Source organism: Rheinheimera sp. F8, assembly GCF_001518915.1.
Genome location: NZ_CP013656.1, coordinates 372,708 through 386,541 on the forward strand (window position 1 = coordinate 372,708; position 13,834 = coordinate 386,541).

General features: G+C 52.9%; 13 protein-coding genes. 4 read left to right on the forward strand and 9 right to left on the reverse strand.

The features are described 5' to 3' along the window. The first annotated feature begins 99 nt into the window (after nucleotides 1-99). Nucleotides 100-303, forward strand: a complete 204-nt coding sequence (locus ATY27_RS01805; protein WP_208932464.1) for a hypothetical protein — start codon at nucleotides 100-102, stop codon at nucleotides 301-303. Between the two features lie 88 nt (nucleotides 304-391). Here the strand turns inward: ATY27_RS01805 and ATY27_RS01810 are convergent, their stop codons facing one another. From ATY27_RS01810 to ATY27_RS01820, 3 genes are read right to left on the reverse strand one after another with little or no spacing between them, the layout of a single operon-like run. Further along, nucleotides 392-1,192 carry a DUF4198 domain-containing protein gene (locus ATY27_RS01810; protein ID WP_208932465.1) on the reverse strand — a complete coding sequence of 267 codons (801 nt, stop codon included), beginning with the start codon at nucleotides 1,190-1,192 and terminating at the stop codon, nucleotides 392-394. A 25-nt stretch (nucleotides 1,193-1,217) separates the two neighbouring features. Continuing rightward, nucleotides 1,218-1,712 (reverse strand): DUF2271 domain-containing protein, encoded by a 495-nt coding sequence (locus tag ATY27_RS01815; protein WP_208932466.1) that lies wholly within the window; start codon nucleotides 1,710-1,712, stop codon nucleotides 1,218-1,220. Nucleotides 1,713-1,744: 32 nt separating this feature from the next. After that, entirely contained in the window at nucleotides 1,745-2,347 is a 603-nt protein-coding gene (locus ATY27_RS01820; protein WP_244151389.1) for a PepSY-associated TM helix domain-containing protein, read from the reverse strand. A gap of 138 nt (nucleotides 2,348-2,485) precedes the next feature. Between ATY27_RS01820 and ATY27_RS01825 the strand changes: the two genes are divergently transcribed. Continuing rightward, a complete protein-coding gene (locus ATY27_RS01825) occupies nucleotides 2,486-3,262 on the forward strand; it encodes a hypothetical protein (RefSeq protein ID WP_208932467.1) in 777 nt (258 codons plus the stop codon). A gap of 64 nt (nucleotides 3,263-3,326) precedes the next feature. Here ATY27_RS01825 and ATY27_RS01830 read toward each other — a convergent pair whose 3' ends face one another. Further along, nucleotides 3,327-3,680, reverse strand: a complete 354-nt coding sequence (locus ATY27_RS01830; protein WP_208932468.1) for a DUF2750 domain-containing protein — start codon at nucleotides 3,678-3,680, stop codon at nucleotides 3,327-3,329. A gap of 190 nt (nucleotides 3,681-3,870) precedes the next feature. Here ATY27_RS01830 and ettA point away from each other — a divergent pair, with 190 nt between their 5' ends. After that, complete coding sequence (gene ettA, locus ATY27_RS01835) at nucleotides 3,871-5,532, forward strand: energy-dependent translational throttle protein EttA (protein ID WP_208932469.1); 1,662 nt, start codon at nucleotides 3,871-3,873, stop codon at nucleotides 5,530-5,532. A gap of 72 nt (nucleotides 5,533-5,604) precedes the next feature. Here ettA and ATY27_RS01840 read toward each other — a convergent pair whose 3' ends face one another. The 3 genes from ATY27_RS01840 to ATY27_RS01850 all read right to left on the reverse strand — a co-directional run bounded on the left by ATY27_RS01840 (nucleotide 5,605) and on the right by ATY27_RS01850 (nucleotide 8,455). Continuing rightward, a complete protein-coding gene (locus ATY27_RS01840; protein WP_208932470.1) occupies nucleotides 5,605-6,312 on the reverse strand; it encodes a transporter substrate-binding domain-containing protein in 708 nt (235 codons plus the stop codon). 184 nt (nucleotides 6,313-6,496) lie between these two features. Next, the gene (locus tag ATY27_RS01845) at nucleotides 6,497-7,687 is read right to left on the reverse strand and encodes an amino acid aminotransferase (protein ID WP_208932471.1); all 1,191 of its coding nucleotides are present in this window, start codon (nucleotides 7,685-7,687) and stop codon (nucleotides 6,497-6,499) included. Between the two features lie 90 nt (nucleotides 7,688-7,777). Then, complete coding sequence (locus ATY27_RS01850; RefSeq protein ID WP_208932472.1) at nucleotides 7,778-8,455, reverse strand: histidine kinase; 678 nt, start codon at nucleotides 8,453-8,455, stop codon at nucleotides 7,778-7,780. Between the two features lie 192 nt (nucleotides 8,456-8,647). On the opposite strand from ATY27_RS01850, the gene ATY27_RS01855 reads away from it, so the two are divergent. Further along, complete coding sequence (locus ATY27_RS01855; protein WP_347876416.1) at nucleotides 8,648-9,052, forward strand: translation initiation factor; 405 nt, start codon at nucleotides 8,648-8,650, stop codon at nucleotides 9,050-9,052. Between the two features lie 320 nt (nucleotides 9,053-9,372). Here ATY27_RS01855 and ATY27_RS01860 read toward each other — a convergent pair whose 3' ends face one another. Then, nucleotides 9,373-10,671: an amidohydrolase family protein gene (locus tag ATY27_RS01860; RefSeq protein ID WP_244151390.1), complete on the reverse strand. Its 1,299-nt coding sequence runs from the start codon at nucleotides 10,669-10,671 to the stop codon at nucleotides 9,373-9,375. Nucleotides 10,672-10,686: 15 nt separating this feature from the next. After that, nucleotides 10,687-13,827 carry an amidohydrolase family protein gene (locus ATY27_RS01865; protein WP_208932473.1) on the reverse strand — a complete coding sequence of 1,047 codons (3,141 nt, stop codon included), beginning with the start codon at nucleotides 13,825-13,827 and terminating at the stop codon, nucleotides 10,687-10,689. Between the last annotated feature and the right edge of the window lie 7 nt (nucleotides 13,828-13,834).

A 13,834-nucleotide genomic window follows, 5' to 3' on the forward strand; every position in this document is an offset into this window, starting at 1 on the left:
TTTATTATTACGATAAAAATATATCTCTTTAGCAGTCTCTGAAATAGGACTAAAACGAGGGCGGCTCGAAAAAAGAATAACCCAGGGAAGTCACAAAATATGGCCGAAATGATTGCAGGGGATTATGGCACTGCCGATGCAGGCGCCGACATCAAGCTGGCAAAGATCAGCAATAAAGACGCTAAAAACAAGCATAAAACAGAAGCCAGACGCCGGATCGATGATCTGATGGAGCAAAAACGCTTACGGCAGATGTTGGATTTGGACGACGAAGACGAGCTGGAAATCGACCTGGTCGGTTAACCGGCAGAAACAGCGGCCTGTGTCGTCAGACCGCTGGTTAAAAAGAGGAGCTTGCTCCTCTTTTTTTATCCCGCAAACAAAGGCTTAGTTACGGTAATGCGGCTTCGAAACTCAGGGTAAAACCTTCCCGGATCTTATCCGCTTTCTCTGATTGCAGCGGCGCCTCGGCAGACGCTTCCAGCAGGTACCGACCGGCATTGGCCGGAGTGAAACTGAACTGGCCCGCTTTATCCGTCACCAGATGCTGGCGCGCCGGATCGTTACGGTACAACTCGCCGTCAAACGACAAGTCCGCTTTGACGCCTGCAACCGGTTTGCCATTCAGCGTTAAAGTCGCAGTGACTGCTTCGCCGGCGACGATATCCGCCGGATGCCGGTCAAAGCTGAATTCCAGCCCCTGACCAGTGGTTTTCAGCACCGTATCGGTCGGGCCATTGACAGTGACAAACGCCAGGGCGCGATTACGGCCCTGCGTCGTGACCACGTCAGTCGCATCTTTTGGCAGCTCTTTCGCCGCTTTTTGTTTGTCACCCATCAGACGTTTTTGCTCACCACCCACTTTATAGCTGGTGAAATAACGCGGCTGACCGCCCATTTCCAGCCGGTAGGTGCCGGCAACGGCCAGCTCAACATCGGCGATCGACTTGCGTTTGCCCTGCACGGCGGCCGTTTGTTTGGCGATGGAACCATCCGGTAACACCACTTTAAACCCTTCTACGCCAACACCTTTATCAGCCTGAAAGGTCATATTGCTGGCAAACAGATCGACAGTGACAAAACCACCGGTTTTTGACTGGACATAGTGGCTTGGCAACACATTCATCGTATGTGCCAGCGCTGTCGAAGCCGCGAATATTGAAGTCAACGTCAGTAAACGAACTGTTTTCATTGTGAATTTCCTTTGCTATAAGGCCTTATGGCGCTTTGCGGTTGAGCTGTACCTGACCAATCTCGTTACCGGCAGCGACGCTGAGGGCAACGGCTGAACCGTCCCAGTTGAATTTCTGTTTTACCAGCTGCCGGCCACCATGTTCACGCGCCGCTTCAATCACCAGCTGATATTCGCCGTTGGGGACTGCGGCGCCCTTGTCATCTTTGCCATCCCAGCGCAGCCGATATTGGCCCGGGCCTTTAGTAGCGCCGGTGCGGGCGTCTACCAGCGGCTGGTCCGCGCGGCCGGTTTTTCGCCAGAACCGGCGCAAATCTTTGATCCAATCTGGTTTTTCCCGCCAGATCTCAATCAGACGTACCGAATTTTCGCTACTGTCTTCCACCCACACCGCAACATAAGGCCGGTGGTATTGGCCTTCACTGATCTTTGGCAGTTGCAGTGCGATCTCCAGATCACTGGCTGTCGCCGGCAAAACCAGACCGGACAGCAACACCAGCGCCACGCTGATTTTTTTCATCAAATCCCCAACCTCTGTAAGAAGACAGCCTGTTAATGCAGGGCCGCCAGATAAACCAACAACATCACGCCGGCGCCGGTCAGCGCACATTGCACACCCAGCCAGCGCCGCGCTGGCTGGCGCCACAACAAGTAAAAACCGCTCAGCGCAAACACCAGACAAGCCACGGCGACCAGATCAATCAGCCATTTCCACGCCGTGCCGGCATAACGGCCTTTGTGCAAATCATTCAGCAGCGCCAGATAACCACCAAATTCCGCCGTCAGCTCCACGACCCCGCTATCGAGTGCAATTTGGGCATTAGCAAAACCGGCGGGTTGTTTAAAGTCGAGCTCGAGCAGTTGCTCATCCGGGTCATAACTAAACGCGAACACGGCCCCTTGCACCTGATGCTCGGCCCGCAGCCAGTCAGCGATTTGTTTGGCCTGTGCTGCTTGCTGCAGCTGATCCGCGCTGAATTCAAGGCCGGTCAGTGCGGCTGGTAATTGCAGTTGTCGGCTGTCACTCTGTTTGCCAGCGTCAAGCTGCCAGTCCGGATGATTCAGCGTGATACCGGTCAGGGCAAAAAATACAAACACTACCAGCACGGTCATCGAGACATAGATATGTAACCAGCGCAGAAACCGTGACAACAACTTTCACTCCGTTTTTTAATTGGCTGAATGTTACTGAGATTCATTCTTATTTGCAATAGCGCGACAATCAAACTGATCCGGAAAAAAAAACCGATCTCTGGCACACTGCAGGCTGGGCTTAGTGACAAGGAAATTCAGATGCCGGGTAAAAAGAATTCGCGCCAGGATGCTGAACAGCAACTGGCTGAGCTGCAGCATCAGCTGGTGTTGTTGCAACAGGCGATGAGCCGCCAGCAACGCGGTGCTGTGGTGGTGCTGGAAGGACCGGATGCAGCCGGCAAAGGGGGCATCATCCGCCGGCTGGGTTGGTGCCTGGATCCGCGCTGGTTGCATGTCTGGCCGACCAATGCGCCCAATGAACCGGAACGCACTCAGCACTGGTTACAGCGTTTCTGGCAACGGATACCACAACAAGGCCATTGGGCGGTGTTTGACCGGTCCTGGTATGGCCGGGTGTTAGTCGAACGCGTAGAACAGCTGGCAACGCCTGAGGTCTGGCAGCGCGCGTATGATCAAATCAATGCCTTTGAACAGACTTTGCAGCAGGAAGGTTTTGTGCTGGTGAAAATTTGGCTGGATATCAGCGCGGAAACCCAACTCAAACGTTTTACCGAACGCTATCAGGATCCGGCAAAACAATGGAAACTGACCGCAGAAGACATCCGCAACCGCGCGCGCTGGGAAGATTATGTGCTGGCCCGAGACGAGATGTTTACCCGTACTTCGACGCGACACGCGCCCTGGCAGCTGATAGATGCCAATGATAAAGATCAGGCGCGCCTGGCGGTGTTTAAGTTATTACAGCAAGAATTCAGTAAAAACCTGAGCATGACGCCACCACAATTACCGGCCGCAGTGTCGGCTTTTTTTGCCGGCACCAGCCCCCACAGCGACGCGCTGGATCACAACGCATAAACTGGCAATAGCCAGAAACGACAAAAACCCGGTCAGGACCGGGTTTTTGCAATACAACTGGCAATTATTGCAGCTGTGACAGCGCTTCGAGAATTTCGCGTGGCTCTACTTCAGGACCATTTAATTCGCTGTCCCAGTTCGTGCCAATCAATACGCCGTCGTCGTACATTTCTTTTAACCAGCCGTCACAGAAAATATCCAGCGGAATGGCTTCAGGTTTATATTCAGCCCATTCTTCACTGCAATGCGCCTGAGCAGCAGCTTCATTTGACCAGAACGGCATCACGTCGGTGTCTTCAAACTCTACTGATTCCACCACCAGTAAATCTTCGCCATGTGTCAGTACCCAAACTTGTGCTTCTGAGCGCGCTTCGGCGATAAAGCCCTGAAATACCGGATCGTGTGCATATTCAGCCATGATTGAAGTCCTGTGTTGGGTCACCGGATCGGGAATGTCCGGCAGTGCTGAAAAGATTATCCCAGAAGCAACGGCGCTTGGCACCGGATTTTTTTCACTATGGATTGATTTTGTCGGCGTGCAAGGTTCCCGCCGGAGAAAAAAATGACGTACAATTCGCAACATTCTTCCTGAAGGGACAGCTCCAACCATGGCTCAGTACATTTATTCAATGTATCGGATGTCGAAGGTGGTTCCACCTAAGCGTACGATTTTAAAAGATATTTCATTATCGTTTTTCCCGGGCGCCAAAATCGGCGTGTTAGGTTTAAACGGCTCAGGTAAATCCTCATTGCTGCGCATTATGGCCGGCGTTGACACCGAATTTGACGGTGAAGCCAAACCATTAGCCGGCATCAACATTGGTTACCTGCCACAGGAGCCGGTGCTCGATATGAGCAAAACTGTGCGTGAAGTGGTGGAAGAAGCCGTCGCTGACGTGAAAAACGCCTTCAGCCGGCTCGATGCGGTGTACGCCGCTTATGCGGATGAAAATGCTGACTTTGATGCCTTAGCCCGTGAACAAGGCGAACTGGAAGCGATCATTCAGGCTAAAGACGGCCACAACCTCGACAATATTTTAGAACGCGCCGCTGATGCGCTGCGTCTGCCACCGTGGGATGCTGAAATCAAAGTGTTGTCCGGTGGTGAACGCCGCCGTGTCGCCATTTGCCGCCTGCTGCTGGAAAAACCAGACATGCTGCTGCTGGACGAACCCACCAACCACTTAGACGCTGAATCTGTGGCCTGGCTGGAGCGCTTCCTGCACGACTACACCGGTACTGTCGTCGCCATCACGCACGACCGTTATTTCCTCGACAACGTCGCCGGCTGGATCTTAGAACTGGACCGCGGCGAAGGTATTCCATGGCAAGGCAACTACTCCAGCTGGCTGGAACAAAAAGATGCCCGTCTGCAGCTGGAAGAGAAAACCGAAAACGCCCGCCAGCGTTCCATCAAACAAGAACTGGAATGGGTCCGCACCAATCCAAAAGGCCGCCATGCCAAATCCAAGGCGCGGATGGCACGTTTTGAAGAACTGCAAAGCCAGGACTTCCAGAAACGCAACGAAACTAACGAGTTATTCATTCCGCCAGGACCACGTTTAGGCGACAAAGTACTGGAAGTGAAAAACCTGCGCAAATCCTATGGCGACCGCGTGCTGATTGACGATTTAAGTTTCAGCGTACCAAAAGGCGCCATCGTCGGCATTATCGGCGCCAACGGTGCCGGTAAATCGACGTTATTCCGCATGATCAGCGGCGCAGAACAACCGGATGCCGGCACCATTGAAGTCGGTGAAACGGTGCAACTGGCCAGCGTTGACCAGTTCCGCGACAGTATGAATCCGAAAAATACCGTCTGGCAGGAAATTTCCAACGGCCAGGACATGCTGCAGATTGGTAATTTCACGATCCCAAGCCGGGCTTATGTTGGCCGCTTTAACTTCAAAGGCAACGACCAGCAGAAGTTTATCGGTGAACTGTCCGGTGGTGAGCGCAACCGTGTGCACTTAGCAGCCCTGCTTAAAGCCGGCGGCAACATGTTGCTGCTCGATGAACCAACCAACGATTTAGACGTGGAAACGCTGCGAGCCTTAGAAAACGCCATCCTGGATTTCCCGGGCTGCGCCATGGTGATCTCGCACGACCGTTGGTTCCTTGACCGCATCGCCACACACATCCTCGATTACCGTGACGAAGGCAAAGTGAATTTCTTCGAAGGCAACTATTCCGACTACGAGACCTGGTTAAAAGCAACTTATGGCGCCCAGGCTGCCGAGCCGCACCGGATCAAGTACAAGAAGATTTAAGCGGCATTGCCGAATTTATCGCAAAAAAATCCCTGCTTTGGCAGGGATTTTTGTTAGAAAACAGCCTGGCTACTACACGGCTTTTGGTGCCATACGACGCATCGCTTTTTGCAGTGCTACACCCTCTTGTACTTGCTGATAGGCCCGTCGCAGACGCTCAATTAACTCCGGCGAAGATCCTTTTTTCAGCGCGATCCAGGTGTGTTGTTCCAGTTCCGGCGGGAAAAATACAAATTCAACGTCACTGCGCCGGAGTTGATGCTGTGTCAGCATATCTTCAATCGCCTGCGGGTCGTCAATCATCAAATCCAGTTTACCGTTCACCAGTAAGCGCCAGGTTTCGATCACATCCGGTTGCAGTGCCAGCTTTTGCTGCGGCTGTTTGGCCACGTCTCTGAGCCACTCAGCAGAAAAGTCATCACGTTGCGCACCTATTACATATTTGCCGATATCACTGAGCTGATGCACTTTGATGTCGTGCCGCCGGCTCAGTTTTAAGAAACCAAATTTATAACTGGCAACTTTGCCAATCCACTCAAACTGCGCTTCACGCTCGGGCGTGCGCGCCATATTGTAAATCAGCACATCTGGCGTAGTAGCCGCGATGCGAAAAGCCCGGGCCCAGGGATATACCTCATACGCGGCAGACAGACCGGCTTGCTGCAGCATCTGTTCAACCACCGCAGTGGTCAGGCCGCCGACTTTACCATTTTCGAGGGTCTGATGTGGCGGCGAGATCTCCAGCACCACACGCAGCGGCTGCGCAGCAACTACCTGCACGCACAAGCACGCGCCGAGCAACAAGGTTGACCTGATCTGCTTCCATGCCCTTACTGCTAAACCTCGCAACCTGCGCACTCCTCTGTTTGAATTAGCTTTACCTTAAACAGCATAAAATACAAAGGCAACCGTTAAGTTGCCTTTGTTGCAGTCTCATGTGGCCTTTGCTGGCCTTGTGGAAAGCTTATTTCAGTACTGTCGCAACAGCTTTAGCAAAGTAATCAATATTACTGTGGTTCAGACCGGCAATGCTGACGCGGCTGGATCCGACCATATAAATACTGAATTCTTTGCGCAGTCGTTCAATTTGTTCCTTGTTGATGCCAAGGAAACTGAACATACCGTGTTGTTTGGTGATGAAGCTGAAGTCCTGCTGCACGCCTTCCGCTTGCAGCTTGTCGATGATCAGCTGACGGTAGTCGTTAATGCGGTTGCGCATCACGGCCAGTTCCTGGTGCCATAACGCAGTCAGTTCAGCGCTGTCGAGAATATGGCTGACAATGATAGCGCCGTGCGCCGGTGGCATTGAATAAATACTGCGCACCACAGCTAACAGGTTGGTCCGTGCGGTTTCCAGCATTTTATTGCTGTCGACCACAATAGACACAGCACCGATCCGCTCGCGGTATAAACCAAAGTTTTTCGAGCAGGAGGTACACAGGATCAGCTCTTCCACTTCGTTGGCTAAATAACGCAGACCCTGAGTATCTTCATCGAGGCCCAAACCAAAGCCCTGATACGCCATATCGACTAACGGTGTAAAACCACGCTCTTTAGCCAGCGCGGTGAACTTCTGCCACTGCGCAAAATTCAGATCCATGCCACTTGGGTTATGGCAACAGGCGTGCACCAGCACCACGTCACCGGCCGGCACGGTCGCAAGGTCGGCAAACATCGCGTCTTCTTTCAGGCCTTTGGTGTCGTAATCGTAATATGCGTATTCTTTCACTTTCAGACCAGCGGCCTGAAACATCGAAATGTGGTTGGCCCAGGTTGGGCTGGTGACCCAGATGGTCGCATCCGGATTGGCTTTTTTGATAAATTCCGCAGCGACCCGCAGCGCACCGGTACCACCTGGAGTATGTGCAGTGGTGGTGCGGCCTTCCAGCAACACTTTATGCGGACCAAACGCCAGTTTTTCGATATGAGCGTTGAAGCTTAAATCACCCGCCATGCCGATATAGGTTTTGCTGTCTTCGAGATCGAGCCGCAGTTTCTCCGCTTTTTTTACGCATTCCAGCACAGCCGTGTGGCCCGCTTCGTCTTTGTAGACACCGACACCGAGGTCAACTTTCAGTGGATTCGGATCTTCTTTGTAAGCGGCCATTAAACCCAAAATCGGATCTGTCGCTACCGGCTGTAAACGAGAAAACATAAAGTGCTCACCTGTTACTGTTGCTGATACTGTTAATAATTCTTTGGCTGAAGCATAACCTCAGCACTCTGCCCTTGTGGTCTGATGTTCTCAGGCCAAAAGCGCGGGCAAGGTCAGGGCCACTGCAATCAGCAGCGCCAGTTCTTTGCCATGAAATAAATTCTGGGTAAAGGCTTCGGAATCGATGATACCCACCACTTCGCCTGAAGCGCCGACTAATGGCAGGCAAGCTTCCGCCTGCACTTTCGGGTCACAAGTGTAGTACTCACCGCCTTGCGCCAGATAAACCGCGACGTCGTTGATGATCCGGCCCTGCCCCGACAAACCAACGGTACTGTTATTGCTGATGGCGGCGAATTCAGCCGTCAGCGGAAACTCAGCCCGGCTTTCTGCGCCAAAATAAGCCAGTTTCACCAACACCGTTTCGCCAGCCGGATTATTCCTGCGCTGATACACGCCAAACCAGTGGCTGGCGCTGTTGGCCTGATAAAACTGCACTATGGCGGTCACTTTAGCCAGTAATTGCTGATTCGCGTCGGTCTGCCCACCCAGGATCGGCCTCAGATCATAAGGCTCATCCGCAAGTTGGCCAAATAAAGAACAACTCCCCCCCTCGCCGAGCTCAGGTACCCGAAATTGCCATTGCACGGCAGCGGCCGGCGTTAATGCCGCCAACTGTTGCTGAAAATCGGTCACTTGCTGATAAAAATCAGCGGAAAAGGCATCTGCATTGAAGCCACACCGCGAGAGATAAGATTGAATAGACATAGCCGTCCAGATTTCTAAAAAGTGCCGCCGCAGTCTACCAGAATAAGGGAAAAATCCAAGACTGTGCGGGGAAATTCAGCGTTTACGCCAGCAATAACCACAGATGAAAACGGAAGCATTGCTGTGCGCCTTGTGTTGCATTATCTTGCCACGATTCCCGGCTGAACAACAGCGCACCACAAGACGGAACTAATGATGAGTTCGAAAAAAATCTCTTTAGCCGATTGGCAGCAACAATTGGGCGGCCAGTCCACGGCAAAACCAGCAACGCCAGCCGGCGATAGTCTGGTCTATAGCACCGACAGCGGCCGCATTGACGCGCCCAAAACCGAAAAATCGACCGGCCAGGCTTTTGCTGACGGCTTTTTACGCTTAAAACGTGAAACCAAAGGCCGCAACGGCAAAGGCGTGATCACCATCGCCGGTATCGCCGAACCGGAAGAAAAACTCAATGAAATCGCGGCCTTACTGAAAAAGAAATGCGGCTGCGGCGGCGCCGTCAAAGACGGCATCATCGAAATCCAGGGCGATAAACGCGAAGTCATCCAACAAGAACTGACCAAACTCGGCTACAAACACAAGTGGTCGGGGGGGTAAAAACGGGATAGCCAAAGCCAATAATTTGGCTTTGGCCCGTTTTTACGGTGAGCTGGGGATCTCATGCAGCCAACAGTTTGGCTGCATGCCCGGCGAACGCCCGAGCCTCCGGTGAGGGCCGACAACGCCTCTGGCGTTGGCCGGACGAACGGTGAGCTGGGGATCTCATGCAGCCAACATTTGGCTGCATGCCCGGCGAACGCCCGAACCTCCGGTGAGGGCCGGGAGGAGCTCCGCGATGAGCCGGGAGAAAACGGAGTTTCTGGATGCAAACAAAAAAGCGGCCGAAGCCGCTTTTCTCAACAGAACACCGAACAAAATTACCGGCTATAACGCTGCTGGTATTTCTGATGCAGGTCTTTTTGTTTGTTGTTTAAATCAACCGCACGGCCATCAATCCACATCTGGCTGATTTTGCTGCTGCGATAATCCAGAATGTCGCCTTCTGACACCACAACTGTACCTGCTTTGCCGACTTCCAAAGAACCCAGCTTGTCAGCCACACCGGCAATTTTCGCAGCATTTAACGTCACCGCAGCCAGCGCCTGTTCTTTATCAAGCCCAAAGGCCACGGCCTGCCCGGCGCCAAACGCCAGGTTGCGGCTATCCCAGTAGCTGCCAATGGCCAAAGCGAAAGTCACACCGGCTTTAGCCAGCTTTGCTGGCGTGGCGTAAGCGGTATCCACCGCTTCGTCATCGCGCTCCGGAATACCAAATGGCGAGCCAAAGATCACCGGCACTTTACGCGCCGCCAGCTCATCCGCCACGCGCCAGCTGTCGCGGCCACCGACAATGGTCAGTTTCAGCTGATATTTGTCAGAGAGCGCAATGGCCTGACGAATTTGCCGGGCATCTTCAGCATGGGCAAATACTGCTCTTTCACCGCTAAACACCGGCACCATGGCTTCCCAACGTGAATCCAGCGCTTTGATAGCACCAGCATTTTTCGCATCAACATAAGCTTTTGCCTGCGCCATAGTGTCATACAGCTTTTGTAAGTCTTCGGCGTTTTGTTTTGCCAATTCTTCCGGTTTTTTCGGATTCCATGGAGAGCTTAATATACTGGCGTTTGGCCAATTGATATGCAGCGCAACACCGGCTTTTACCGTCGCATCCTGCCAGTTCCAGGCATCCAGCTGCATCAGGCTGCTTTGGCCCATCAGCAGGCTGCCGGCCGGGAACACCAGGCTATAACTGATACCGTTTGAACGCACAGTTGGGATCACATCTGACTGTGCATCATAGGCGACCTGCGCCCGCACATCCGGGTTGGTATCTGTCACTTCGCGGGTATCGTCGGTCGCGCGGACCGCTTCAATTTCCACCAGACCCAGCTGGTTGGCGAGTGCGATCAGACCAGGGTAAACATGTTTCCCCTGCAATTCGACCACAGTGCCGCCGGCTGGTGCGGACAGGTCTTTGCCAATGGCGGCGATTTTGCCGTCCACAATCAGCAGGTCCGTGTTTTCCAGCACGCCATTGCTGACGGTATGTAAAGTTGCATCGTTCAGCAGCACAGCACCTTGTTGGCTGGCTGCCGGAACTATCGAGGTCGCCAATGCCGGTGTCGCGAAAGCTGCTACGCAAAGCAGCGACAGGCTGTTCATTTTAAAAGTCATCTGAAGCTCCTTTGTTTAGTGTTGCTGATTGTGCTGATGAGCGTGTTGTTGCGCTGCTGAAACCCGGCCAAAAGCCAAGTCCAGATAATCGCCATTGTCTTCACAGTGCCAGATTGGTTCTGGTTTTTTCATCTCACCACCACTGCCCGCTTTGCTGTCTTCCGGCGCTTTGAGCACTTTTTGGATCAGCTGTTGCTTCTCGCGTTCGATACCGGCGTTGAGCGTCATATCAACGTTGCGGTCATAATATTTGGTGCCGTCGATCCAGGTTTGCATCGCCTTCGCATACACAGATAATGGATGATCCGACCACAGCACAAAGTCTGCTTGTTTGCCTTCGGCAATAGAACCGACTTTCTGGTCAACTTTCAGCTGGATCGCCGGATTGATGGTCACCATCTTCAGCGCTTCCTCTTCCGACATACCACAGTATTTCACTGACTTCGCCGCTTCCTGATTCAGCCGGCGTTGTAAATCCGGGCTGTCCGAATTCACCGACACCACTACACCCTGATCGGCCATCAGGCACGTATTGGTTGGAATAGCATCTTTTACTTCCATCTTGTAAGCCCACCAGTCAGCAAAGGTCGAGGCGCTGGCACCGTGTGCCGCCATCTCTTTGGCTGTTTTGTAGCCTTCCAGAATGTGCGTAAAAGTGGTGACTTTAAAACCGGTTTCATCCGCCAGCTTAATCAGCATCAGAATTTCTGAAGCGACATAAGAGTGGGTGTGGACAAAACGTTTGTTATCAAGGATCTCAACCAGCGTTTGCAGGCGATAATCGACCCGTGGCGGCACTGTACGTTTTTGTTCAGACGAGGATAAATCGTCATAAGCAGCCCAGGCGGCTTTGTATTCTTTCGCAGCCTGAAACGCATCACGAATGGTCGTTTCAACACCAACGCGGCTTTGCGGATAGCGGCTGGTGTAATTATCACCCCAGTTCGATTGTTTGACGTTTTCACCCAGCGCAAATTTGATACTGGCTGGCGCCGCTTTGAATTTCAGCGCTTCCGGCGACACACCCCAGCGCAGCTGGATCACCTGAGCCTGACCACCAATCGGGTTGGCACTACCGTGCAGCAGTTGCGCTGTGGTGGTACCGCCGGCTAAACCGCGATAGATATTGATATCATCTGGATTCAGCACATCACCGATATGCACTTCAGAAGTTACTGCATCAGAGCCTTCGTTGACACCGGATTCGATCGCAATATGTGAGTGCTCATCGATGATCCCGGCGGTAACATGCATACCGGTCGCATCAATTTCAACAAAACCTGATGGCGTTTTTAAGTTTTTACCAATGTCCGTAAAGACACCATTGCGCACGATCACATCGGTGTTTTCCAGCTTACCGGCTTTATCTGACGTCCAGACGGTGGCATTTTTGATATGTACGTTTTGCCGTTGTGGCGCATTGCTCAGGCCATACGCCTGATTCGGCAGGCTGAGTTGCGACAGCAAGCTGCTGTCGTCGGCTTTTTTCTCGTCGGTTTTGGTAACCGCCGCCTGACGGCTTAAAGTCAGCGCCTGCTGACTGCCATCCGGCAGTTGCAGCGTACCCTGCAGCAGATTGCCGGCCATCACACCGCTAAACAGCGCCACGCCGTCGCCGGCTTCCAGATCTTTCAGGCTGAAACCAAACTGCACCTGCTGTTTGTCGACACTGAGGTTCTCCAACTTGGCTTCTTTATCAGCATCTTTGTCAGCTGATTTTGCTGCAGGAACAACTTTGCCTTCTACTTTGCCCAAAGCACCACTTAAGTTCAGGGTTAAGGCTTTGCCGCCAATATTCAGTGCGTAATCACCGGCAACATCGGCGTTCTGCAGCGGTTTGAATTGCGTCTCGACACCACGGTTCCAGGTGGCGACAATCTCACCGTCTTTAAATAAATCGCCTTTACTGACCACCAGATCGGCCTGATAACCGCTGGCGATCCGGCCAAGCTGACCCGGCATGCCAATCAGTTCTGCCGGCACTGTGGTTAAAGCCGCCAGCGCTTTTTCTGTGCTCAGACCATATTTAATGGCGGTACGCACGTTCGGCCAGAATTTGGCTTTGTCATCCAGTTTGTGAGTGGTCAGTGCAAAGTTCACACCGGCCTTTTCCAAAGCCGCCGGGTTGGTTGGTGCGCGTTCCCAATGGCGTAAATCCGCCAGACTGACGTCCAGTTGATCATCGAGCTTGCCGACACTCGGCGCTGCCGGGTAAGCCACCGGCACAATCAGGTTGCGGCCAGTCTTTTTCACGTCGGCCGCACGCACATATTCATAGCCGGATGCGACCAGCGCGACTTTTGGCAGATTAAATTCTTTTAATAAGCTGTCAGCGCGCAACAAATTGCGTTCGTTGTTGATTTCAAATACCAGACCGCTTTGATTCAGCTGACCCAGCGCCGCCAATGCGGCATTAAATGGCACCGGTTCACGGAATAAACGCCAGTCCGCTTTGCCATAAGCCTGCTGATACCACTGCGCATCCGCCAGCGTTTGGCGGACCAGCGCGATGCTGCCCATTAATGATGACGGATAACTTTGTTTTGAACTGCCTGGATCAAAAGATAAAAAATGCTGACCGTCGGCTTTTAAAATCAGCTCGCCCGGTAACCCTTTGCCAGTCGAAGCAAGCACCGCCTGACCGCGGAAAATACCGTCCTGCCGCGCCGATTGCACCACAGTAAAACCTTGTTGTTGCAATGCTTTGGCGTCATCTGCGTTCGGGCTGAACGTATCGGCCCAACGCTGCTCGGCATGGATCGCCGCATTCACTGCATTGCCGCCTTTGCGTGCGTTCTGATACATCGGGCCTTCGTCACGGCCGCCACTGCGTTCGCCTGACGCTTTTTCCACGCCATATTGGCTGTAAAGGTCAATAAACCCCGGGTACAAGTGGTAACCAGCGACATTAATTTGCTGGAATCCGGCGGGGATCTTTAAATCGGTGCCGACCGCGGTGATTTTGCCGCTTTGCACCAGCACTGTGGCGTTAGTCAGCGTTTTACCGGGTTCGGTATGCACCACCGCACCGGTAAAAGCGAGTAATTGAGCGCTGTTATCACGAATGCCCTGCAAAGGCTGCGTCGGATCGGCCCATGCTGGCGCAACAGCACAGACAATCGCTGCACTGAGCAGCGATAAACGAAGTGGCTTCATTCTGATG